The 19626-nt window shown below is 61.5% G+C and carries 20 protein-coding genes; 12 read left to right on the forward strand and 8 right to left on the reverse strand.

All coding sequences use genetic code 11. The annotated features are described in order from the left end of the window. The first annotated feature begins 80 nt into the window (after window positions 1-80). The 4 genes from CLV89_RS16515 to aat all read left to right on the forward strand — a co-directional run bounded on the left by CLV89_RS16515 (window position 81) and on the right by aat (window position 3340). A complete protein-coding gene (locus tag CLV89_RS16515; protein ID WP_106164774.1) occupies window positions 81-617 on the forward strand; it encodes a PAS and helix-turn-helix domain-containing protein in 537 nt (178 codons plus the stop codon). A gap of 173 nt (window positions 618-790) precedes the next feature. After that, complete coding sequence (gene accB, locus CLV89_RS16520) at window positions 791-1282, forward strand: acetyl-CoA carboxylase biotin carboxyl carrier protein (RefSeq protein WP_106164775.1); 492 nt, start codon at window positions 791-793, stop codon at window positions 1280-1282. 9 nt (window positions 1283-1291) lie between these two features. After that, the gene (gene accC, locus CLV89_RS16525) at window positions 1292-2635 is read left to right on the forward strand and encodes an acetyl-CoA carboxylase biotin carboxylase subunit (RefSeq protein ID WP_106164776.1); all 1344 of its coding nucleotides are present in this window, start codon (window positions 1292-1294) and stop codon (window positions 2633-2635) included. A 72-nt stretch (window positions 2636-2707) separates the two neighbouring features. Further along, the gene (gene aat / locus CLV89_RS16530; RefSeq protein WP_106164777.1) at window positions 2708-3340 is read left to right on the forward strand and encodes a leucyl/phenylalanyl-tRNA--protein transferase; all 633 of its coding nucleotides are present in this window, start codon (window positions 2708-2710) and stop codon (window positions 3338-3340) included. Here the strand turns inward: aat and CLV89_RS16535 are convergent. The 8 genes from CLV89_RS16535 to CLV89_RS16570 form a co-directional block, all read right to left on the reverse strand. After that, window positions 3304-3741 (reverse strand): DUF2155 domain-containing protein, encoded by a 438-nt coding sequence (locus tag CLV89_RS16535; protein ID WP_106164778.1) that lies wholly within the window; start codon window positions 3739-3741, stop codon window positions 3304-3306. The two genes, aat and CLV89_RS16535, sit on opposite strands and share 37 nt — an antisense overlap. Further along, on the reverse strand, window positions 3741-4196 hold the full coding sequence (mlaD, locus tag CLV89_RS16540) for an outer membrane lipid asymmetry maintenance protein MlaD (RefSeq protein WP_106164779.1): 456 nt from the start codon (window positions 4194-4196) through the stop codon (window positions 3741-3743). Before mlaD ends, CLV89_RS16535 begins: the two co-directional genes overlap by 1 nt. Before the next feature lie 69 nt (window positions 4197-4265). Next, entirely contained in the window at window positions 4266-4652 is a 387-nt protein-coding gene (locus CLV89_RS16545; protein WP_106164780.1) for an NADH:ubiquinone oxidoreductase subunit NDUFA12, read from the reverse strand. 113 nt (window positions 4653-4765) lie between these two features. Further along, a complete protein-coding gene (locus CLV89_RS16550; RefSeq protein WP_106164781.1) occupies window positions 4766-5164 on the reverse strand; it encodes a glyoxalase superfamily protein in 399 nt (132 codons plus the stop codon). Between the two features lie 10 nt (window positions 5165-5174). Then, the gene (locus tag CLV89_RS16555) at window positions 5175-5540 is read right to left on the reverse strand and encodes a RidA family protein (protein ID WP_106164782.1); all 366 of its coding nucleotides are present in this window, start codon (window positions 5538-5540) and stop codon (window positions 5175-5177) included. Window positions 5541-5649: 109 nt separating this feature from the next. Further along, window positions 5650-6360, reverse strand: a complete 711-nt coding sequence (locus tag CLV89_RS16560; RefSeq protein WP_106164783.1) for a dienelactone hydrolase family protein — start codon at window positions 6358-6360, stop codon at window positions 5650-5652. A 130-nt stretch (window positions 6361-6490) separates the two neighbouring features. After that, window positions 6491-7756: an ATP-dependent Clp protease ATP-binding subunit ClpX gene (clpX, locus tag CLV89_RS16565; RefSeq protein WP_106164784.1), complete on the reverse strand. Its 1266-nt coding sequence runs from the start codon at window positions 7754-7756 to the stop codon at window positions 6491-6493. A 153-nt stretch (window positions 7757-7909) separates the two neighbouring features. Continuing rightward, window positions 7910-8542, reverse strand: coding sequence for an ATP-dependent Clp protease proteolytic subunit (locus CLV89_RS16570; protein ID WP_106164785.1), 633 nt, complete (start codon window positions 8540-8542; stop codon window positions 7910-7912). A 287-nt stretch (window positions 8543-8829) separates the two neighbouring features. Between CLV89_RS16570 and CLV89_RS16575 the strand changes: the two genes are divergently transcribed. The 8 genes from CLV89_RS16575 to mdoH all read left to right on the forward strand — a co-directional run bounded on the left by CLV89_RS16575 (window position 8830) and on the right by mdoH (window position 19616). Then, window positions 8830-9837, forward strand: a complete 1008-nt coding sequence (locus tag CLV89_RS16575; RefSeq protein WP_106164786.1) for a GlxA family transcriptional regulator — start codon at window positions 8830-8832, stop codon at window positions 9835-9837. Window positions 9838-9965: 128 nt separating this feature from the next. Next, entirely contained in the window at window positions 9966-10472 is a 507-nt protein-coding gene (locus CLV89_RS16580; protein WP_106164787.1) for a DUF302 domain-containing protein, read from the forward strand. A gap of 33 nt (window positions 10473-10505) precedes the next feature. Beyond that, complete coding sequence (locus CLV89_RS16585) at window positions 10506-12119, forward strand: thiamine pyrophosphate-binding protein (protein WP_106164860.1); 1614 nt, start codon at window positions 10506-10508, stop codon at window positions 12117-12119. Further along, entirely contained in the window at window positions 12103-13290 is a 1188-nt protein-coding gene (locus CLV89_RS16590) for a CaiB/BaiF CoA transferase family protein (protein WP_106164788.1), read from the forward strand. Before CLV89_RS16585 ends, CLV89_RS16590 begins: the two co-directional genes overlap by 17 nt. Before the next feature lie 263 nt (window positions 13291-13553). Continuing rightward, on the forward strand, window positions 13554-14918 hold the full coding sequence (locus CLV89_RS16595; protein WP_106164789.1) for a tetratricopeptide repeat protein: 1365 nt from the start codon (window positions 13554-13556) through the stop codon (window positions 14916-14918). 22 nt (window positions 14919-14940) lie between these two features. Next, complete coding sequence (locus tag CLV89_RS16600; protein WP_106164790.1) at window positions 14941-16215, forward strand: OpgC family protein; 1275 nt, start codon at window positions 14941-14943, stop codon at window positions 16213-16215. Further along, window positions 16212-17738 (forward strand): OpgD/OpgG family glucan biosynthesis protein, encoded by a 1527-nt coding sequence (locus CLV89_RS16605; RefSeq protein ID WP_106164791.1) that lies wholly within the window; start codon window positions 16212-16214, stop codon window positions 17736-17738. The genes CLV89_RS16600 and CLV89_RS16605 overlap by 4 nt, the downstream gene beginning before the upstream one ends. After that, complete coding sequence (gene mdoH, locus CLV89_RS16610; RefSeq protein WP_106164792.1) at window positions 17739-19616, forward strand: glucans biosynthesis glucosyltransferase MdoH; 1878 nt, start codon at window positions 17739-17741, stop codon at window positions 19614-19616. The last annotated feature ends 10 nt before the right edge of the window (window positions 19617-19626 follow it).

Raw genomic sequence — 19626 nt, forward strand, 5'->3', positions numbered from 1 at the left:
TTCAGCGCCCGGTCATTTTTTGCGACCTCCGGGGCCTGCGCTCTTTCCCCGGACGGTGTGTTCGGCATAAGACAAAGACCATGTTTGATCCCGCATTTGAATTCGCCCCCGTTGGTCTGGCCCTGCTTGAGCATCGCGTCATCAAGCGCTGCAACCTCCAATTTGCGGAAACCTTCGGTGGCAGCCCGGCAGAGCTGTGCGAGCTGCCGATTGCAGCCCTCTACCCCAGCGCCGAGGACTATCAACGCATCGGAGAGATCCTGCAGCTGCCCGAGGCGCAAAGCGGGGTCTACAATGATGAGCGCATCATGCGACGCACCTCCGGCGCGCTGTTTTGGTGCCGTGTCCGGGGCCGCTCCACCAGCATCAGCCAGCCCTTCCTGACTGGGGTGTGGTCATTTGCCGACCTGTCCGAGGAACGCCCGGTGGTCAGCCTGACCCCGCGTGAGCGTGAGGTGGCCATTCTGACCTGCCGGGGGCTCTCGGCCAAGGAGATCGGACTGAAACTCGACCTCTCCTACCGAACGGTAGAGACTCACCGGGCGCGGTTGCTGGACAAGTTTGGAGCACGCAAGCTGCCCGAGCTGGTGGCAAAACTCAGCGGCATGCCCCTTTAAGCGAGGTCTGCGGCGGAACATTCCCCTGCAAAAACCATTGTAAACCGCTGGTTTCATCCCCATCCTGTGCCCTGACTGAGTACACTTTCCTTATGGTCAGCTATGGCCTATAAGGCCGCAAATTCCCGCCCCGGAACCGTTCGGGGCCAGACAGGACCCTGCCGAGGAACAAAATGACAAATAAATCTCATGAAGCAGATGTGGCATTCATCAAGGCTCTGGCAGAGCTTTTGCGCGAGAACGACCTGACCGAACTGCAGGTGAAGCGCGACTATGCCGAGGATGACAGCCTGAACGTGCGCGTTTCCCGTCAATTCCCCGCCGCACCGGTTGCGCCGATGCAGGTGGCAGCCCCGGCCCCGATGGCCGCAGCAGCACCTGCCGCCGCCCCGGCCGCCGCAGCCACACCTGCCGAGGATCCGGCCAGCCACCCCGGCGCCGTAACCTCGCCGATGGTGGGCACCGCCTATCTGTCCCCAGAGCCGGGCGCGTCCGGCTTCATCAGCGTTGGCCAGCAGGTCAGCGAGGGCGACACGCTGCTGATCGTCGAAGCGATGAAAACCATGAACCACATTCCGGCGCCCAAGTCCGGCACCGTGAAGCGCATCCTGGTTGAGGATGGTGCTGCGGTGGAATTCGGTTCTCCGCTTGTGATCGTCGAGTAAGGCGCAGCCATGTTTGACAAAATCCTGATTGCCAACCGGGGTGAGATCGCGCTGCGCGTGATCCGCGCCTGCCGCGAGATGGGCATCCAGTCCGTGGCCGTGCACTCCACCGCCGATGCCGATGCAATGCACGTGCGCATGGCTGACGAGTCGATCTGCATCGGCCCGCCCTCTGGTGCGCAAAGCTACCTGTCGATCCCCGCCATCATCTCCGCCTGCGAGATTTCCGGCGCTCAGGCGATCCACCCGGGCTATGGCTTCCTGTCCGAGAACGCCAATTTCGTTCAGATCGTCGAAGATCACGGCATCACCTTCATCGGCCCCTCGGCGGAACATATCCGCCAGATGGGCGACAAGATCACCGCCAAGGACACAGCCAAGGCGCTTGGCATCCCCTGCGTGCCCGGTTCTGATGGCGGCGTGCCGGACGTGGAGACCGCCAAGAAGGTCGCCGCCGACATGGGCTACCCGGTGATCATCAAGGCGACCGCCGGTGGTGGTGGCCGTGGCATGAAGGTGGCCGAAACCGCCGCCGATCTCGTGCAGGCCTTCCAGACCGCGCGCTCCGAATCCAAGGCGGCGTTTGGCAACGACGAAGTCTACATGGAGAAATATCTCCAGAAGCCGCGCCACATCGAGATCCAGGTCTTTGGCGACGGTCAGGGTGGCGGCGTGCATCTGGGCGAACGCGACTGCTCCTTGCAGCGGCGCCACCAGAAGGTGTTTGAGGAAGCCCCCGGCCCCTCCATCACCGCCGAGGAACGCGCCCGCATCGGCGAAATCTGCGCCAATGCCATCGGCAAGATGGGCTATTCCGGCGCAGGCACCGTCGAGTTCCTTTATGAGGACGGCGAGTTCTATTTCATCGAGATGAACACCCGTCTGCAGGTGGAACACCCGGTGACCGAAGCGATCTTTGGTCAGGACCTGGTGCGCGAACAGATCCTGGTGGCCTCCGGTCAAAAACTGTCGTTCTCGCAGGAAGATCTGCAGATCAATGGTCACGCCATCGAGGTGCGCATCAACGCCGAGAAACTGCCGAACTTCTCGCCCTGCCCGGGCAAGATCACCGCGTTCCACGCGCCGGGCGGTCTGGGCGTGCGGATGGATTCGGCGCTCTATGACGGCTATTCGATCCCGCCCTATTACGACAGCCTGATCGGCAAGCTGATCGTGCATGGCCGCGACCGGGACGAGGCGCTGGCGCGTCTCAGCCGCTCTCTGGGCGAGCTGATCGTGGATGGCGTTGACACCACCGTGCCGCTGTTCCACGCGCTGCTGCAGGAAAAGGACGTCCAGACCGGTGATTACAATATTCACTGGCTGGAAAAATGGCTCGACGCCAACCTGTGAACCAGACTTGATGACGACAGGGGTGGCAGAGTTTCTGCCGCCCCTTTTTTTCATTGTGTTAGACTCCAACTCATGACGCTGAGCGCAGATCTCCTATTGCATGCCTATGCCAGCGGCGTCTTTCCCATGGCGGAGAGCCGCGACGACCCGGACGTGTTCTGGGTCGACCCCAAGCGTCGTGGCATCCTGCCGCTGGATGGGTTTCGCATCTCTCGCTCGCTCGCCAAGCGCATTCGGCGAGGTGGCTATGAGATTGCGATCAATACCGATTTTGCCGGGGTCGTGACGGGCTGCGCAGATCGGGAAGAGACCTGGATCAATGACGAAATCTTTGATCGATATGCGGAATTGCACGACATGGGCTTCGCCCATTCGCTGGAAGTCTGGCAGGATGCAGAGCTGATTGGGGGTGTCTACGGCGTGTCGCTGGGGGCGGCGTTCTTTGGCGAGAGCATGTTCTCGCGCCGAACCGATGCCTCAAAGATCGCCCTGGCCTATCTGGTGGATCGTCTGAACGCCGGCGGCTACATCCTGTGTGACACCCAGTTCATTACGCCGCATCTTGCCTCACTCGGCGGGCGGGAGATCGCTCGCGCACGCTATCGCAGAATATTGGCAGAGGCCTTGCCGCAATCCGGGGATTTCCTGTCGCCAGAAATCCCTGCCCCTCAGCTGCTCTTGCAGCGCAGGACCCAGACGTCGTAACGGCGATGGTCCAGCGCATTCAGCGCCGGGCTTGACGCGATCATCCAACCATCAAAGAACACTTTACCGTCCTGACGATCCCGGATGCTCAGATAGGCGTAGGCATCGCCAGAGGGGTTCTCGGTTGGATAGCGACACTCTTTCAACGTCACCAGCAATCCAAAGACCTCTGCGGAACTACCGGTTTGCAGCTCGACATCAACGCTCTTGCCGTTGACTTTGTCGAGGCCACGCAGGCTGACAATATTGCCTTTTTCCGCCTCGACCCGCTCCACCGTTTCGCGTTTCTCGGGCACCAGAGGCTCGGTCGGCGCAGGGGCCAATTCTTCGATAGAGATGGACTGAGCGGCCAAAGTTGTGGCGCAGGCGAGACCAAACAAAACTGTCGTTAGTCGAAACATCACGAGTCGTCGCCGCCGCTGCCAGATACGAACTTCACCAGAAGTGAAATCAGGCTCACCGCCCCTTGGGTGTCCACAATCTCGTCCCCGGATTCAAAATTGAACGGCGACCCTCCGGGCATGACTTCTACGAAGTTGCCGCCCAGCAGGCCTTCGGACGCAATCACGATGGCGCTGTCGTCAGGGATCATGATGTCTTTACTTACCGAAAACGTCGTATCGGCGCGAAACGTTTCTGCGTTCAGCTCCACACCGGTCACCGTGCCGATCTTGACACCAGCCAGCCGGACGTCCGTGCCGACGCTGACACCTTCAAGGGAACGGAACGACGCGGTGAGCGGATAGTTTTCACCGCCGCGGGACAGGCCCGCCGCCTGCGCCGCATAGAAAGCGAAGCCCGCAGCAACCACCAGCACAAGGCCGCCGGTCAGAACTTCGGTCGTGGAATGGGTCATTCAAAACCTGCCTTTTGGCCAGATCGAAACGGGTCATCAGGTTGATCTCTGATGGCCCAGAAAATTGCTTTATTCGGGGCTCCAGGCCTCGTAGTCGCTGCGCTCTTTCGGAGCGCCGCCAGCCCGGATTGATCCTGCAGGCGCATAGGCCAGCATAGTACCGGTCAGGTTTTCCTGATGCGGCTTTTCCCACGGCTTGTGCTGCAGCGGCTTTTCACTGGGCACCTCGTTGAAGGTGCGGTGCAGCCAGCCGTGCCAATCCGCGTCGACACGGGAGGCCTCGGCCTCGCCATTGAAAATCACCCAGCGGCGACTGTCATCGGCATTGCGGTAGAACACATTGCCCTGACCGTCCTCTCCAACCTTCACCCCCTTGCGGCGGGTGTAGATCATGGTGTTCAGGGTGGCGCCGTTCCACCAGGTCACGGCCTGCAAAAGCGTATTCAGGATTCCCATCGGTCCCTCCGAAAATCTCGTTCCCGATATGGCGCATTCTGCGTCCGAGGTCCAGTGGTTCGCGCCCCCGTGGTGAAGACGCAGGCGGGAATTGGCAGTTTTAACGCAATCGCTTAGGAGGTTGAGGGCTGTTCGCCGCGATATTCACAAAACCGTAAACGATTGCCAAAGGGATCGGTCACGGTGATTTGCAGCCCCCATGGCATAGCCTCAAGCGACGGTTTGATGTTGCGATAACGCCGATCGCCCAATTCCTGATGCAGGGCCATGGCGCCCGTGATGGGCACAAAGCAGGTTGAGCCCGGCGTCGCATCCCCGTGGTGTTCGCTCAGATGCAGCACGCATCCGGACCGAGAAATCTGCATATAGATGGGGAAATCCTCTTCGTGGCGATGTTCCCAATCGACGGAAAACCCGAGATAATCGAGATAGAACTGCTGGGCCTTCTCCAGATCAAAGATGCGGATCACTGGGATAGCGGGGCGGATGTCGGTGGACGCCTTGTCTGTCATCTGATGCGCCTCAGGCCGACGGCGCCAGCGCGGTGACTTCGATCTCGATTCGAAATTGCGGCGCAATCAAATTGCACTCGATCATTGTCGCGGCCGGTGGGTGATCCCCAAAGGCGTCCTTCAACAAAGGCCAGCAGGGTTCGAACTCGGCGGCATCCGGCAGGTAATAGTTAACCCGCACCACATCCGAAAAACTGGCACCAGCCTGTTGTAATGCATTCCGGATCGTCTCAAGCGCAGACCGGCACTGAGAGATCACATCATCGCCCTGCCCCACTGTGCCAGCCACATGAACAAAGCCCCCTGCGACCACGGCCCTGCAGTATCCGATCTTGTCTTCGAATTCACCGCCGGAGGAAATGCGTCTGATGGTCATGAGGGATCCTTCTCTGTCTGCACAGTCAGTGTCTTGCTCACAATTTTGTAGGCGATCACGCGGGGGGGCAGAATTGCAATCTAAACAATCCTGCTATGCACAGACACGGTCAGGCCAGCGTGGACTGAAGAAAGCCGATCAGTGCTGTCCAGGCCCGCTTTGATGAGCGCTCATTGAACATCATGCCGCCTGCCTGATCTTGGGCTTTTGGGTTTGTGAAGGCATGTCCCGTGCTGCCAAATCCAAGCACCTGCCAGTCTGTACAATACTGACTAAGCTCCTCTGCCAGCGCCCGCAGCGCATCAGGCGGAGCCAAAGGATCATCCCAACCGTGCAGCACCAAAACTGAGGCCTTAAACGGTTTGTTGTTGAAATTCGGCGCGTCATAGACACCATGCAGTGGAATGCAGGCCCGAATATCGGCTCCCGTGCGCGCCAGATCGAGCACGGCCTTGCCACCGAGACAGTAGCCCATGGCTGCAATCCGATCTGCATCCACCTGCGGCAGGTCCCGTGCGGCGTCGACCGCAGCCCGCATCCGTCGGGCCAACACGCGGCGATCTGAGGTGACTGCCGCCATTTGCGCTCTGGCGTCCTCGGGCGTCTCCACCCGGAGCCCATTTCCGTAGTAGTCCACCGCCAGCGCCACATAGCCAAGCGCCGCCAGTTCGGCGGCCCGCGCCCGCTCAAAATCACTGAGCCCGCCAAAGGCCGGTGCGATCAGCACGCAGGGCGCCGGGCCCTGTTGCGTTTCGTCCCAGACCAGATGGCCGACAAACTCATCCACCCCGTCACTATAGGAAAAGGTCTGGCTTTGCATTTATGCCTCCGAAACAAATCAGTTCCGCCCGTGCGTCCCGCGTCCCCTGCTGCCGCGGGACCACCCAGAAAAAAGGGCCGGTGTCCTGCTGACACCGACCCCGTTCATTTCATTTCGACACCAACAGAGATCATCCGGCGGTGGCCGATTCCTTTTCATCCGCGTGGATCATCAGGGGCTGCGCATCGGAGGTGACGGCTTCCTCATTCACGACAACCTTGGTCACGCTCTCCATGCCCGGCAGTTCGAACATGGTGTTCAGCAGAATGTCCTCAAGGATCGAGCGCAACCCTCGTGCGCCAGTCTTGCGTTCGATCGCCTTCTTGGAGATGGCGGACAGTGCTTCATCGGTGAAGTCCAGCTCGGTCTCTTCCAGCTCGAACAGGCGCTGATACTGTTTGACCAGAGCGTTCTTCGGCTTGGTCAGGATGGTGATCAGCGCGTCCTCATCCAGATCTTCGAGCGTCGCCAGAACCGGCAGACGACCGACGAATTCCGGAATCAGGCCGAATTTCAGCAGATCCTCAGGTTCGAGATCGCGGAAGGTTTCACCAATGCCCGCTTCGCTTTCGTCGCGCACATCAGCGCCAAAGCCCATGGCAGAGCCCTTGCCGCGCTGTTTGATGATCCGGTCGAGACCCGCAAAGGCGCCACCGCAGATGAACAGGATGTTGGTGGTGTCCACCTGCAGGAATTCCTGCTGCGGATGCTTGCGGCCACCCTGCGGCGGCACGGAGGCCACGGTGCCTTCCATCAGCTTCAGCAATGCCTGCTGCACGCCCTCGCCCGACACATCGCGGGTGATCGAAGGGTTTTCGGACTTGCGGGTGATCTTGTCGACTTCGTCGATATAGACGATGCCGCGCTGTGCTTTCTCGACGTTATATTCGGACGCTTGCAACAGTTTGAGGATGATGTTTTCCACATCCTCCCCGACATAACCAGCCTCGGTCAGCGTCGTGGCGTCGGCCATGGTGAAGGGCACATCGAGGATGCGCGCCAAAGTCTGCGCCAGCAAGGTCTTGCCGCAGCCGGTTGGGCCAATCAGCAGGATGTTGGATTTCGCAAGCTCAATGTCATTCCCGGCCTTCTGGGCGTGGTTGAGGCGCTTGTAATGATTGTGCACCGCCACCGACAGCACACGCTTTGCCGTCGCCTGACCGATCACGTAATCATCCAGAACCTCGCAGATATCCTTTGGCGTCGGCACGCCATCGGTGGCCTTCATGCCGGAGGCCTTGGTCTCCTCGCGGATGATATCCATGCACAGCTCGACGCATTCATCACAGATGAACACCGTCGGTCCCGCAATCAGCTTGCGTACCTCATGCTGGCTCTTGCCGCAGAAACTACAGTAAAGCGTGTTCTTGCTGTCGCCGCTCGAGTTCGTCGCCATGGTCTACCTTTCCATCCGCCTCGGGGCCAGCGCGTGTCAGTATGCCCCGATTTCCAACCAGCTTAGGACAGCTCCCAACCGGCCACAATGTCAAATTGTGCTCCCTGACACACACAAGTGCACAGGGAACACAAAGCCGGCATAGTCGCCGGATCAGCTCTCTTCGTCGTCACCCTTCGCACGGTTCTCGACGATTTCGTCGATCAGACCAAATTCCTTGGCCTGCTCTGGTGCCATGAAATTGTCGCGTTCCAGCGCCTTTTCAATGGTCTCGTAGTCCTGACCGGTGTGTTTCACATAGATCTCGTTGAGGCGACGCTTCAGCTTCTGCGTCTCCTCGGCGTGGATCATGATGTCCGTCGCCTGCCCCTGATAGCCACCAGAGGGCTGGTGCACCATCACGCGGGAGTTGGGCAGCGAGAACCGCATGCCGGCCTCACCCGCGGTCAAAAGCAGGGAGCCCATCGAGGCCGCCTGACCGATCACCAGGGTCGACACCTTCGGCTTGATGTACTGCATGGTGTCATAAATCGACAGGCCAGAGGTCACGACACCGCCGGGGCTGTTGATATACATGGAGATTTCCTTGGACGGGTTCTCCGCCTCAAGGTGCAGCAGCTGCGCCACGATCAGCGACGACATACCGTCATGCACCGGACCGTTGAGGAAGATGATACGCTCCTTCAACAGGCGCGAGAAAATATCATATGCCCGCTCGCCCCGGCTGGTCTGTTCAACGACCATCGGCACAAGAGTGTTCATGTAGGTTTCTGTTGGATCAATCATTGGACCTGCCTGTCTTGGGATCTTGTCGAGCACCATACCCGACGAAGGATTACCCGAGTCTTAGTGCTGCGAAAAATGGGCTGCAAGAGGTGCACCCGCATTTTAGCGGCAGCGTGATCCTGCAAATCATCAGGCCGATGCCTCAAGCGGAAGATCTCCGGTGTCGTTAATCACCGCACCGAGGTCGCAATATCCGGGCACATATCCCTGCCACGGGGATAGCTGGTATAAGAGCGCCGAACACAAATAGTCCCGCGCCCGCACCCTTAGCCAGCATGGAAACGCCCGTGGCCGACGACAGTTTTGTTCAAAAAGGCGCTGCCGCCACGCTCTCGATCCCGCACATCGGAGAGCCGCAGGATTTCTACTTCCTGCTGTTGCCCAAGGCGACAATGCTGCCCGTCGCCGCGGCGATCGAACCGCTGCGGATTGCCAATCAGGTCACCAATACAAAGCTTTACCGCTGGTACATCATGACCGAGGACGGCGCACCGCTGCGCTGCTCCAACGGCATGATGGTGACCCCGGACATGGCACTCGGCGCCTTGCCCTCGGACGGGATGGGCTTTGTCTGCGCCGGGGTGGAGCCTCAGGATGCGGCGGGCGATATCACCCTCAACTGGCTTCGGCGCGAACATCGCTTCGGGCGCAAGCTGGGCGGCATCTGCACCGGCGCCTTTGCCTTGGCGCAGGCCGGGCTGATCAAGAACCAGCCTTTTACACTGCATTGGGAAAATCAGCCGGGCTTTGTCGAACGGTTCGAGCATCTGAAGCCCTCGCCCAATATCTACGAGGTCACCGGCAGCCTGATGACCTGCGGCGGCGGCAGCGCGGCCACAGACATGATGCTGACCCTGATCGAGGAGCGTCACGGCAAGCAACTCGCCATCATCGTCGCCGACATGTGTCTGCACGTACGCTCAACCTCGGGCGCGGCGCCGCAGAAATCGAACTACGCGGTCGCCATCGGCAGCCGCAACCAGCGCCTGCTGAGCGCGCTGCAACTGATGCAGGAATCGCTTGAGGAGCCGCTGTCGATCGGCGCGCTATGCACCCGGCTTGATATCTCGCGCAGACAGCTGGAACGGCTGTTCTCGCGTTATCTCGCTCAGAGCCCGATGCATGTCTACTCCGACATGCGCCTCAGCCATGCCTTTGCGCTGATGAACGAGACCTCGATGTCGGTGACCGAAATCGCGCTGGCCTCCGGCTTCAACTCCGCGACGCATTTCTCGCGCCAGTTCAAGCGCAAGTTCGGTGCCAGCCCGCATTTCTTCCGCAAGGGCTGGGCCTGAGTCCCTTCGGCACCGTTCCAGAGGCGCCCCCCCAGACCTGACGGCAAACGCACTGAAATGTGACGAGTATTTCAGCCCGGTTGCGCGTACACCCGGTCCAGTCTCGTAGCCAGCCAGGAGCCGTCGCCATGGTCACACAGTCACTCTCTGCCCGTCTTGCCGCCGGGGCGATTGCCGCCTTTGTTCTGGCCGCCCCATTGCACGCCTCTGAGCAGGGCGCGGATCTTCAGCCACGCGAGGGCTGGGCGGTGCACGCCAGCATCAAGGATTACCCCACCCTGCTTGCGGATCTGAAAGCGGCTGTGCGCGACCATAATATGGGCGTGGTGACGGAGGCCGGCCCCACCGATGCCGCTGCCGCCCGTGGCATAACCATTCCCGGCAATCGCGTCGTGGGAGTCTTTGCCAATGACTACGCGGTGCAGATCCTTGACCTCTCCACCGCCGCCATGATCGAGGCGCCAATCCGCTTTTATGTCACCGAAGGGGATGACGGCACCGCCACCCTCTCCTACAAGACACCAAGCCATGTGTTTGCACCCTATGTGCCTGAGGCAGGCGAGAAACTGGCCGCCGTCGCGGAGCAGCTGGATGGCGTCTTCGGCGCCATTGCAACCGCCGCCCTGCGCGACTGACCCATCTGATTCCAACGCGAGATGTTTCCTCCGATGACCCAATCCCTCCGCGCCGCCGATGTTCTCGCCCGTCGCCTCTATGAGGCGGGCTGCCGCCACGCCTTTGGCATGCCCGGCGGCGAGGTACTGACCCTCGTTGATGCGCTCACACGGGCCGGTATCACCTTCCACCTCGCCAAACACGAAAACTGCGCCGGTTTTATGGGCGAAGGGGTGCATCACGCCGATGGCGCTCCGGCGATCCTTGTGGCCACGATCGGCCCCGGCGCCCTGAACGGGGTCAACGTGGTGGCCAACGCCCATCAGGACCGGGTGCCGATGCTGGTGCTGACCGGCTGCGTCGATGCGGAGGAGGCGCAGACCTACACCCATCAGGTGCTGGACCAGCAGGCGGTCTTTGCCCCGATCACCAAGGCCAGCTTTCGTCTCGACGCCGCCGCCGCCGAGGTGATCGCCGATAAGGCCGTTACCATTGCCACGGAGGCCCGCCAGGGGCCGGTGCATATCGACGTGCCGATCACGGTGGCAGAAACGCCTGCAACCGAACGCCGCCCCCGCGGCGCGCCTGCCGGAGCTACCGCGCCTGCCGGTGCGACATTGGCGCAGGCGCATGGCTGGCTGGCAGAGGCCACCCGCCCGTTGGCAGTGATCGGCCTTGATGCGCTGCTGTCCGGCGGCGCGGAGGCCACAAAGTCTTTCCTTGAGGCCCGCCAGATCCCCTTTGTCACCACCTACAAGGCCAAGGGCATCCTGCCCGAAAACCATCCGCTCTGCCTCGGCGGGGCCGGATTGTCGCCGCGTGCGGACAGTCACCTGCTGCCGCTGCTGGAGGCCGCCGACCTGATCCTCTGCATCGGCTATGACCCGATCGAGATGCGCACCGGATGGCGTGACGCCTGGGATCCGCGCGACACCCGGGTCATCGACATCACGCCGGAGGCCAACAGCCACTACATGCATCAGGCCAGCCTGCCGCTGATCGCGGATCTGCCCGCCACGCTGGCCGCATTGGCCGTGGCGCCGCCCGCTGCCCCTCTCTGGTCGGGTGGCGAGATTGCCAAGACGCAATCCGCGCTAGCCGACGCCTTCCCGCACACCGACGACTGGGGCCCCGCAGGCGTCATCGCCCAATGCATGGAAACCTTGCCCCGCGACACCCTGCTGACGGCAGACAGCGGCGCCCATCGCATTCTGCTCAGCCAGATGTGGAATTGCGGCGCGCCGCGCCAGCTGGTGCAATCCTCCGGCCTCTGCACCATGGGCTGCGCCGTGCCGCTGGCAATGGGTCGCAAGCTGGCGCAGCCCGACCGCACGGTTGTCAGCTTTTCCGGCGATGCGGGGTTCCTGATGGTCGCAGGAGAGCTGGCCACCGCGGCCGAGATGGGGCTTGCGCCGATCTTCGTGGTCTTTGTCGATGCCTCCCTCGCCCTGATCGAACTGAAGCAGCGCCAGCGTCAGCTGCCCAACGCGGCCGTCGATTTTGGCCACCACGACTTTGCCGCCATCGGGCGCGCCTTTGGTGGCCAGGGCCATCGCGTGCGCAACCGCGCCGAGTTGACCGCAGCGCTTGATGCGGCCATGCAGGCGGACACATTCACCGTGATCGCAGCGGAAATCGACCGGGAGGGCTATGATGGCCGGATCTGACTTGTTGCCCCATGGCGCCCTCAAGGGGGTCAAGGTTCTCGACCTTACGCGCATTCTGGCCGGTCCCACCGCAACCCAGTTGCTGGGCGACCTTGGCGCGGATGTGATCAAGGTGGAAAACCCGTCGACGGGCGGTGACGACACCCGCCAATGGGGCAAGAGCGTCGCCGAAGGTGCTGACCTCACACCCTATTTCATGGCCGCCAATCGCAACAAACGCTCGCTGGCGCTGGATATTGCCCACCCCGAGGGACAGGCGATCATCCGCCACCTGGCGCAGCAGGCAGACGTTCTGGTCGAGAATTTCAAACCCGGCGGGCTTGCCAAATACGGTCTGGATTACGCCAGCCTGCGCGAGAGCTGCCCGCGGCTGGTCTATGCCTCCATATCGGGATACGGCCAGACCGGACCCAATCGCGAAAAACCCGGCTATGATTTGATGGCGCAGGGGTATGGCGGCATGATGTCCCTGACCGGCGAGCCTGACGGCGCGCCGATGAAGGTGGGCGTCGGCGTCGCGGATGTGATGTGCGGCATGTATGCCACCATCGGCATCCTCTCGGCGCTACGGCACCGGGATCTTACGAATGAGGGCCAGCAGGTCGAGCTATCGCTGGTTGACACGCAGATCGCCTGGCTGATCAACGAGGGCGTCAGCTACCTCAACACCGGGCAAAAGCCGCTGCGGCGTGGCAACGAACACCCCTCGATCATGCCTTATGGCACCTATGAGACCTCCGACGGCCATGTGATCCTTGCAGTGGGCAACGACAGCCAGTTCCGCCGTTTCATGGCGTTTTTGTCGCTTGAAGGGCTGGCGGAGGATGACCGTTTTGCCACCAACCCGGCACGGCTGGAGCACCGCGACGCGCTCAACGAGATCCTGAAGCCCGCCTTGCGACGCTTCAGCACCCAGCAGGTGATCGACGGCATGGAGGCCGCCAAGGTCCCTGTCGGGCCTGTGAAGACCCTCGATCAGGTGTTTGAGACGGATCAGGTCGACGCGCGCGAGATGGTTGTGACCATGCACTCCGGTGACACGCCGCTGCGCCTTTTGGGCAATCCTCTGAAGTTCTCGCGCACGCCGGTGACATACCGTAAAAGCCCGCCTAAGTGCGGCGCAGACAGTGACGAGATTCTCTCGTCCGATGCGCCCTTCAAGGACGACTGACATCAACAGACGTGTTGCGGCCTTTGCCCGCCCCGCAATGTTACAGCCCCCGCCGTTTGGGCTGTCATGTGCTGCGTCAAACGGCATAGCATCCCGCTTTTGCGCCGTTTTTTGCTCATTTGCTCTGACGACAGTGACACAAAACCGCGCACAGCCACACGCGCCTTCACCAAAGCGCGAGTGGGGGGCGCGCGGCCAATAGCGCTCCGCTAGCATCGTTTTCAACACAAGTTTTTTCTCAAGCGCGCGAAAGTGACCCGCCCATGACCCAGGATATATTCGGACAGGATTGCAGTCTGACGGACGCGCATGCGCTCGATGCATGGAACGGCCTTCAACTTGGCGTGCTTGCCCATGCCGCAAGCACGGCCGATCATCTGGGCGCCTTGCTGAAGGCCGCCCCTGATTTTGCACTGGGGCAGGCCATTCGGGGGATCTCGCTGCTGATGCTGGGTCGCTCTGAACTGATCCCAATTGCGCATGAGGCGCATGCGATCGCAAAATCCGCTTATGAGGGCGCCCTGCCGCGGGAACGCAAGTACATTGATGCGCTGGAGGCCTGGCTTGGCGGCAAACCCTCGCGCGCCGTTGCCTGCATGGAAGAGGTCCTGACCCTTTACCCTTGCGATACGCTGGCGATGAAACTCAGCCACGGCATCCGCTTCATCCTTGGTGACGCACGCGGCATGCGGGCCTCGATCGAACGGGTTCTGCCCGCCTATACCACGGAACACGCCGGTCATGGCTATCTGCTCGGCTGTCACGCCTTCACGCTGGAGGAGACCGGCGAATACGACCGCGCGGAGATCACCGGGCGCCAGGCCCTGTGGACTGCGCCGGATGATGCCTGGGGCCTGCATGCGGTCGCCCATGTGCATGAGATGACCGGCAATGCCAAGGCCGGGCTCGACTGGTTTGACGGGCGCGAACAGGCCTGGGCGCATTGCAACAACTTCCGCTACCACGTCTGGTGGCACAAGGCGCTGATGCATCTCGATCTCGGGCAGGTCGACGCGGTGATGCGGCTTTATGATGACGAGGTGCGCAAGGACAAGACCGACGACTACCGCGATATCTCCAACGCCACATCCCTGCTGATGCGTCTGGAGCTCGATGGGATCAATGTCGGCAACCGCTGGGACGAATTGGCGGATCTCTGCGCAGAGCGCACTGAGGACGGCAGCCTGATCTTCGCCGATCTGCACTATCTTCTGGCGCTGGTGGGCGGAGACCGAAAATCAGCAACAACCCGTCTGGTCGAGCGGATCCACGCCGACGGGGTGTCCGGAACAACCGAAACCGCGCAAAGAATGGCCGACCCGGGCGCGACAGTTGCAACAGGGCTTGAGGCTTTTGGTGAAGGTGACTACCGAACAGCCTTTGATCGCCTCGCTAAGTCTCGGGATTCGTTGCAACTTGCAGGTGGCAGCCACGCTCAGAGGGACGTCTTTGAGAGAATGACCATAGACGCCGGTCTGCGGGCCGGAAACTGGGCGCATGTGGAAGCCATTCTTGATGACCGTCAGGCAAAACGCGGTGGCGCCGAAGACAATTACGCGATTGCCCGTCGCGCTTTGATCGCATCCGCCCGGAACAAGGGCAGCACCCAAAGCGTTCCAGCGGAGTGATCCTTTAGGAGATTGAAAACTGATGGCAGAAGTCGCGCCCTTTCCGGCGCCTGATAAGGGGAGCGCGTCCCGCGCCGCCGCCAATGCGATGAGTGCCCCGCCGGAGACTGCGGTGGCGTCGCGCCCCCGCGACCCGCGCCTGGATTTCTACCGCGGCATTGCGATGTTCATCATCCTGAGCGCGCATATCCCCGGCAACCGCTGGGGCAGCTGGATACCGGCCCGTTTCGGGTTCTCGGACGCCACGGAGATCTTTGTCTTCTGCTCGGGCATGGCCTCGGCGATCGCCTTTGGCGGCTCCTTCGCCCGCAATGGCTGGTGGATGGGCACCGCCCGCGTCGCCTATCGCTGCTGGCAAGTGTTCTGGGCCCATATCGGCTTGTTCTTCTTTCTTGCCATGTCCATGGCCGCGCTTGATCTCTATGGCGGCTTTGACAAGAGCTACATCGGGTCGCTGAACCTGCACCGGTTCTTCTCCAACACGACGCAACAGATCGTCGGGATTTTCACCCTGACCTATGTGCCGAACTACTTCGACATCCTGCCAATGTATCTGGTGGTGCTGGCCTTGATGCCTGCCATCATGGGCGTGCGCAAAGCCGGACGCTGGGCCGTGGCCTGCCTATGCATCGCACTGTGGTTGCTTGCGAACCCCTATATGATCGGCATGGGCCCCGATGGCCTGTCCCTGCCAGCCGAACCCTGGTCCGAGCGCGAGTGGTTCTTCAACCCCTTCGGCTGGCAGCTTCTGTTCTTCACCGGCTTTGCCTTCATGTCGGGCTGGCTGCCAAAACCGCCCATCAGTCGCACACTTGCGGCGCTGGCCGTGGCGTTCCTGGTCTTCTCCATGCCCTTCGGCTCCTGGAAGGTGTTCAGCTGGCTCAATGCAGCCGCTCCAGATCTGGGCGAGACCATCCGCCCCGCCTGGCGCATCACCGACGAATGGCGAGAGAAGACCGACTTCGGTCTGCTGCGCTACATGCACTTCCTGTCGCTGGCCTATCTGGCGTGGCTCGTTGCCGGTGAAAATGGCCAGAACCTGGTCGCGCGCGGCACCTCGGTGATTTCGCGCATCTGGGCCACTGTCATTACCCTGATCACCAAGGTTGGTCAGCAGAGCCTCGCGGTGTTTGTGGCCTCTATGGCGCTGGCCCGCTTCATCGGAGCCGTGCTCGATCAGACGGATCGCAGCATCACCGTGACCGCTGCCGCAAACCTTGCCGGTTTTGCCCTTATCATCGGCTGCGCCTATGGCGCGGCCTGGTTCAAATCCCAACCGTGGAGACGCAAACGATGAGCAAACTGAGCCGTCGTTCCTTCCTGCAAACCGCATCCGCCCTGTCGCTGATCGCTGTCGCACCCGCTGTCCAGGCGACTGCCGGAACAGAGAAGTTTTCTCGTGCCGATGTGATCGCACGGGCCAAGGCCCTCGCGGAGCGCCCATACAGCGCGCGCAGCTCAGTCCCCGATGACTGGCTGGCGATGTCTTACGACCAGTATCGCTCGATCCAGTTTGATGTGGACAAGGCGCTCTGGGCGGGCACGGATCGAAGCTACAATGTCGATTTCTTTCTGCCCGGTCTGTATTTTGAGCGCCCGGTCCTGATCCACTCCGTTGTCGACGGCATAAGCACAAGCGTGCCTTTCGATATGGACCGGTTCAACAAGCACCCCGAAATTTCGCCCAAATTGTCCAAGGAAGGCGCGCTTGGCTATTCCGGTTTCCGCCTGCGTACGGATCTGGATGACGAAAACCATCCGGGCAAGAAAACCGAATTCTGCGTTTTCCAAGGCGCGAGTTACTTCCGCGCCATCGCCAATGGCAACAACTACGGGCTCTCGGCCCGTGGTCTGGCGCTGAAGACGGCCGACCCGGAGGGCGAAGAGTTCCCCGAATTCGTCAGCTTCTGGCTAGAGGCCCCCGGCCCGCTACAGGAGAACATGATTGTTCATGCGCTGATGGACAGTCCCTCGGTCACCGGCGCCTATCGCTTTGACATCACGCCCGGAAATCCCTGTGTGATGGATGTCGAGGCGACGTTGTTTGCCCGCAAGGACCTGACCCACGCTGGCCTTGCGCCGCTCACGTCGATGTTCCTCTTTGATGGCACCAACCACCAGCGCTTTGACGACTTCCGCCCGGCGGTACACGACAGCGATGGCCTGTTGCTGAAGAACGGCCATGGCGAGGTCATCTGGCGGCCACTGGCCAACCCGACCCGCCTGCAGGTATCGAGTTTCGTGGATGAGAACCCGATGGGCTTCGGCCTGATGCAACGGGCGCGCAAACTGTCGGAGTTTGCGGATCTCGAGGCCTTCTACCATCGGCGCCCCTCGCTCTGGGTCGAGCCCAAGGGCGACTGGGGCAAAGGGGCCGTGACGCTGGTGGAGATCCCCGCCGACAAGGAGATCTACGACAATATCGTGGCCTATTGGCGTCCGGACGAACCCTATGCCGAAGGCACGCGCGTCGATCTGGAGTATCGGCTGACCTGGGGCGAGGAGCCGGTACCGGACCTGCCGCGCGTCATAAATACCGCGTCGGGCGCAAAGATCTTCGGCGACCCGGGCCGTCTGATGGTCATTGATTTTGAGGCGCACCCGCTGTTCGAGGCGGACCCGGATGCTTTCACCATCCATGTGTCCTCTCCCAATCTGGAGACCCGCGACGGCATTCTCCAACGCAATCCGGAAACCGGCGGCATGCGGCTGGCGTTTTCCTTCGATCCGGGCGATCAGACTCATGTTGAGCTGCGCGCCCAACTTCGGAAAGATGGCGCTGCGGCCTCCGAAGTCTGGCTTTATAGGTGGACTGTTTAAATGCGTGACTTCCCTCCCACTCCCCTGATCCCTCCGGAGACTCCGCTGGCAATGCCGGCGCAGGACTTCGGGACCGAGTTTCACGACGTCAAAGCGCCGGCCACCGGTGAGGGTCAGCCCGGTGTTGCCCTGTGGCGCATCCTGGCGTTTTCGCCCGCGATGGCTGCCACAGTGGCCCTCGGCTGGGTCATGCAAGGCTGGTTTGCCGCTGATGGCACCTCCATGCTGGAGTGGGTTCTGTTGACGCTGATCGCGTTCAACTTCTTCTGGATCACCTTCACGGTCTCCACCGTGCTTCTTGGGCTCTACAGCCTGTCCCAGACCCGCCCGACGCCAGCCCGTGGTCCGCGCAAGCCGATGCGGGTTGCCCTGCTGGTGCCGGTCTATAACGAAGTGCCGTGGTACGTGCTCGGCAATGCCCGCTCGATGCTGGAGGAACTGCGCGCGATCAGCGGGTCACATCAGTACGACATGTTCATTCTGTCCGACACCCGCGATGCAGAGATCGCCGCGCAGGAAGAACAGAGTGTCCGCGCCCTGCGGGACGAATTGCCGGAGGGCATCAGCCTCTACTACCGGCGCCGCGAAAAGAACACCGCCCGCAAAGTCGGCAATATCCACGACTGGGTGACCCGCTGGGGCGGCGATTACGAGGCAATGCTGGTGCTGGATGCAGACAGCCTGATGACAGGCCGTGCCATCGTGCGCCTCACGGATGCGCTGTCACGTGATCCCGCCGCCGGCCTCATTCAGAGTTTCCCGCAACTCATTGGTGCACAATCCGTTTTTGGCCGCATGCAGCAGTTTGCAAATGGCGTCTACGGTCTTGCTCTGGCCGAAGGGCTGGCGCGCTGGACCGGGCATGAAGGCAACTACTGGGGGCATAACGCCATCATCCGCACCCGCGCCTTTGCCGCCTGCGCCGGCCTGCCGGAACTGCCGACACTCACCGGTGGCACTTCGATCATCATGAGCCACGACTTTGTCGAAGCAGGGCTTCTGCGCCGCGCGGGCTGGCGGGTGCGGTTCCTGCCGCGCATTCGCGGCTCCTACGAGGAAACCCCTGCAACCCTTGTTGATCACATCCAGCGGGACCGTCGCTGGTGCCAGGGCAACCTGCAGCATCTGCGCATTCTCAACGCCACCGGCTTTCACGCCATGTCGCGGTTCCACCTCGCTCATGGGGCGATCGGCTATCTGATGGCGCCTGTGTGGTTTGCTCTTCTGGTGATCTGGGCCGTGATCGGTCATGACGAAGGCGCCTCGGTCATCACCTACTTCTCGGAGAAGAACCCGCTGCGGCCAAACTGGCCCGACATGAGCGAGCCGCGTCATGTCGCCGTGATCATCCTGATCTACGCCATGCTGCTTGCACCCAAAATTCTATCCGTCGCCGCCCTGCCGCTGACGGGACGGCGGATTTCGGACTACGGCGGGATCGGGCGGTTCCTGCTGTCGATGCTGACGGAAATCCTACTGGCGATCCTCTATGCTCCGATCCTGATGGTTCAGCAGATGATCGCCGTACTGCGCACCGTCTTTGGTCTACAAAAGGGCTGGTCGCCGCAGGCACGCGCGGGCGGGCACTACAGCCTCGCAACGCTGTTCAAATGTCATGCGCTGGAGACCATCAGTGGTGTGATGCTGTGGATTGGCGTTGCGACGGGTTTGGTTTCGCTCTGGCTGGCACCGATCGCTCTGTCGCTGGTGCTGGCGGTCCCGTTGTCGGCCCTATCCAGCCTGCGCCTTCCGCGTCGATGGATGAGCACCGCCGAAGGGCTGCATGAGCCACGCATCAATCGCGCTGCACGGCATTATCGCGGCCTGCTGCGGAAAAACCTGCACGGTCCCGATGCGCCTGTGCAGGCCGTCGAGTGACGCTGACCTG

Source organism: Tritonibacter scottomollicae, from assembly GCF_003003215.1.
GTDB lineage: Bacteria > Pseudomonadota > Alphaproteobacteria > Rhodobacterales > Rhodobacteraceae > Epibacterium > Epibacterium scottomollicae.

What these genes read in the sequence shown, in the direction of transcription:
- mdoH (WP_106164792.1), top strand. Translation starts at nt 17,739, where the DNA reads ATGCGTGACTTCCCTCCCACTCCCCTGATCCCTCCGGAGACTCCGCTG.
- CLV89_RS16570 (WP_106164785.1), bottom strand. Translation starts at nt 8,542, where the DNA reads ATGATTGATCCAACAGAAACCTACATGAACACTCTTGTGCCGATGGTC.
- CLV89_RS16590 (WP_106164788.1), top strand. Translation starts at nt 12,103, where the DNA reads ATGATGGCCGGATCTGACTTGTTGCCCCATGGCGCCCTCAAGGGGGTC.
- accB (WP_106164775.1), top strand. Translation starts at nt 791, where the DNA reads ATGACAAATAAATCTCATGAAGCAGATGTGGCATTCATCAAGGCTCTG.
- CLV89_RS16555 (WP_106164782.1), bottom strand. Translation starts at nt 5,540, where the DNA reads ATGACCATCAGACGCATTTCCTCCGGCGGTGAATTCGAAGACAAGATC.
- CLV89_RS16605 (WP_106164791.1), top strand. Translation starts at nt 16,212, where the DNA reads ATGAGCAAACTGAGCCGTCGTTCCTTCCTGCAAACCGCATCCGCCCTG.
- CLV89_RS16560 (WP_106164783.1), bottom strand. Translation starts at nt 6,360, where the DNA reads ATGCAAAGCCAGACCTTTTCCTATAGTGACGGGGTGGATGAGTTTGTC.
- CLV89_RS16535 (WP_106164778.1), bottom strand. Translation starts at nt 3,741, where the DNA reads ATGTTTCGACTAACGACAGTTTTGTTTGGTCTCGCCTGCGCCACAACT.
- aat (WP_106164777.1), top strand. Translation starts at nt 2,708, where the DNA reads ATGACGCTGAGCGCAGATCTCCTATTGCATGCCTATGCCAGCGGCGTC.
- clpX (WP_106164784.1), bottom strand. Translation starts at nt 7,756, where the DNA reads ATGGCGACGAACTCGAGCGGCGACAGCAAGAACACGCTTTACTGTAGT.
- CLV89_RS16515 (WP_106164774.1), top strand. Translation starts at nt 81, where the DNA reads ATGTTTGATCCCGCATTTGAATTCGCCCCCGTTGGTCTGGCCCTGCTT.
- CLV89_RS16585 (WP_106164860.1), top strand. Translation starts at nt 10,506, where the DNA reads ATGACCCAATCCCTCCGCGCCGCCGATGTTCTCGCCCGTCGCCTCTAT.
- CLV89_RS16600 (WP_106164790.1), top strand. Translation starts at nt 14,941, where the DNA reads ATGGCAGAAGTCGCGCCCTTTCCGGCGCCTGATAAGGGGAGCGCGTCC.
- accC (WP_106164776.1), top strand. Translation starts at nt 1,292, where the DNA reads ATGTTTGACAAAATCCTGATTGCCAACCGGGGTGAGATCGCGCTGCGC.
- CLV89_RS16595 (WP_106164789.1), top strand. Translation starts at nt 13,554, where the DNA reads ATGACCCAGGATATATTCGGACAGGATTGCAGTCTGACGGACGCGCAT.
- CLV89_RS16580 (WP_106164787.1), top strand. Translation starts at nt 9,966, where the DNA reads ATGGTCACACAGTCACTCTCTGCCCGTCTTGCCGCCGGGGCGATTGCC.
- CLV89_RS16545 (WP_106164780.1), bottom strand. Translation starts at nt 4,652, where the DNA reads ATGGGAATCCTGAATACGCTTTTGCAGGCCGTGACCTGGTGGAACGGC.
- mlaD (WP_106164779.1), bottom strand. Translation starts at nt 4,196, where the DNA reads ATGACCCATTCCACGACCGAAGTTCTGACCGGCGGCCTTGTGCTGGTG.
- CLV89_RS16550 (WP_106164781.1), bottom strand. Translation starts at nt 5,164, where the DNA reads ATGACAGACAAGGCGTCCACCGACATCCGCCCCGCTATCCCAGTGATC.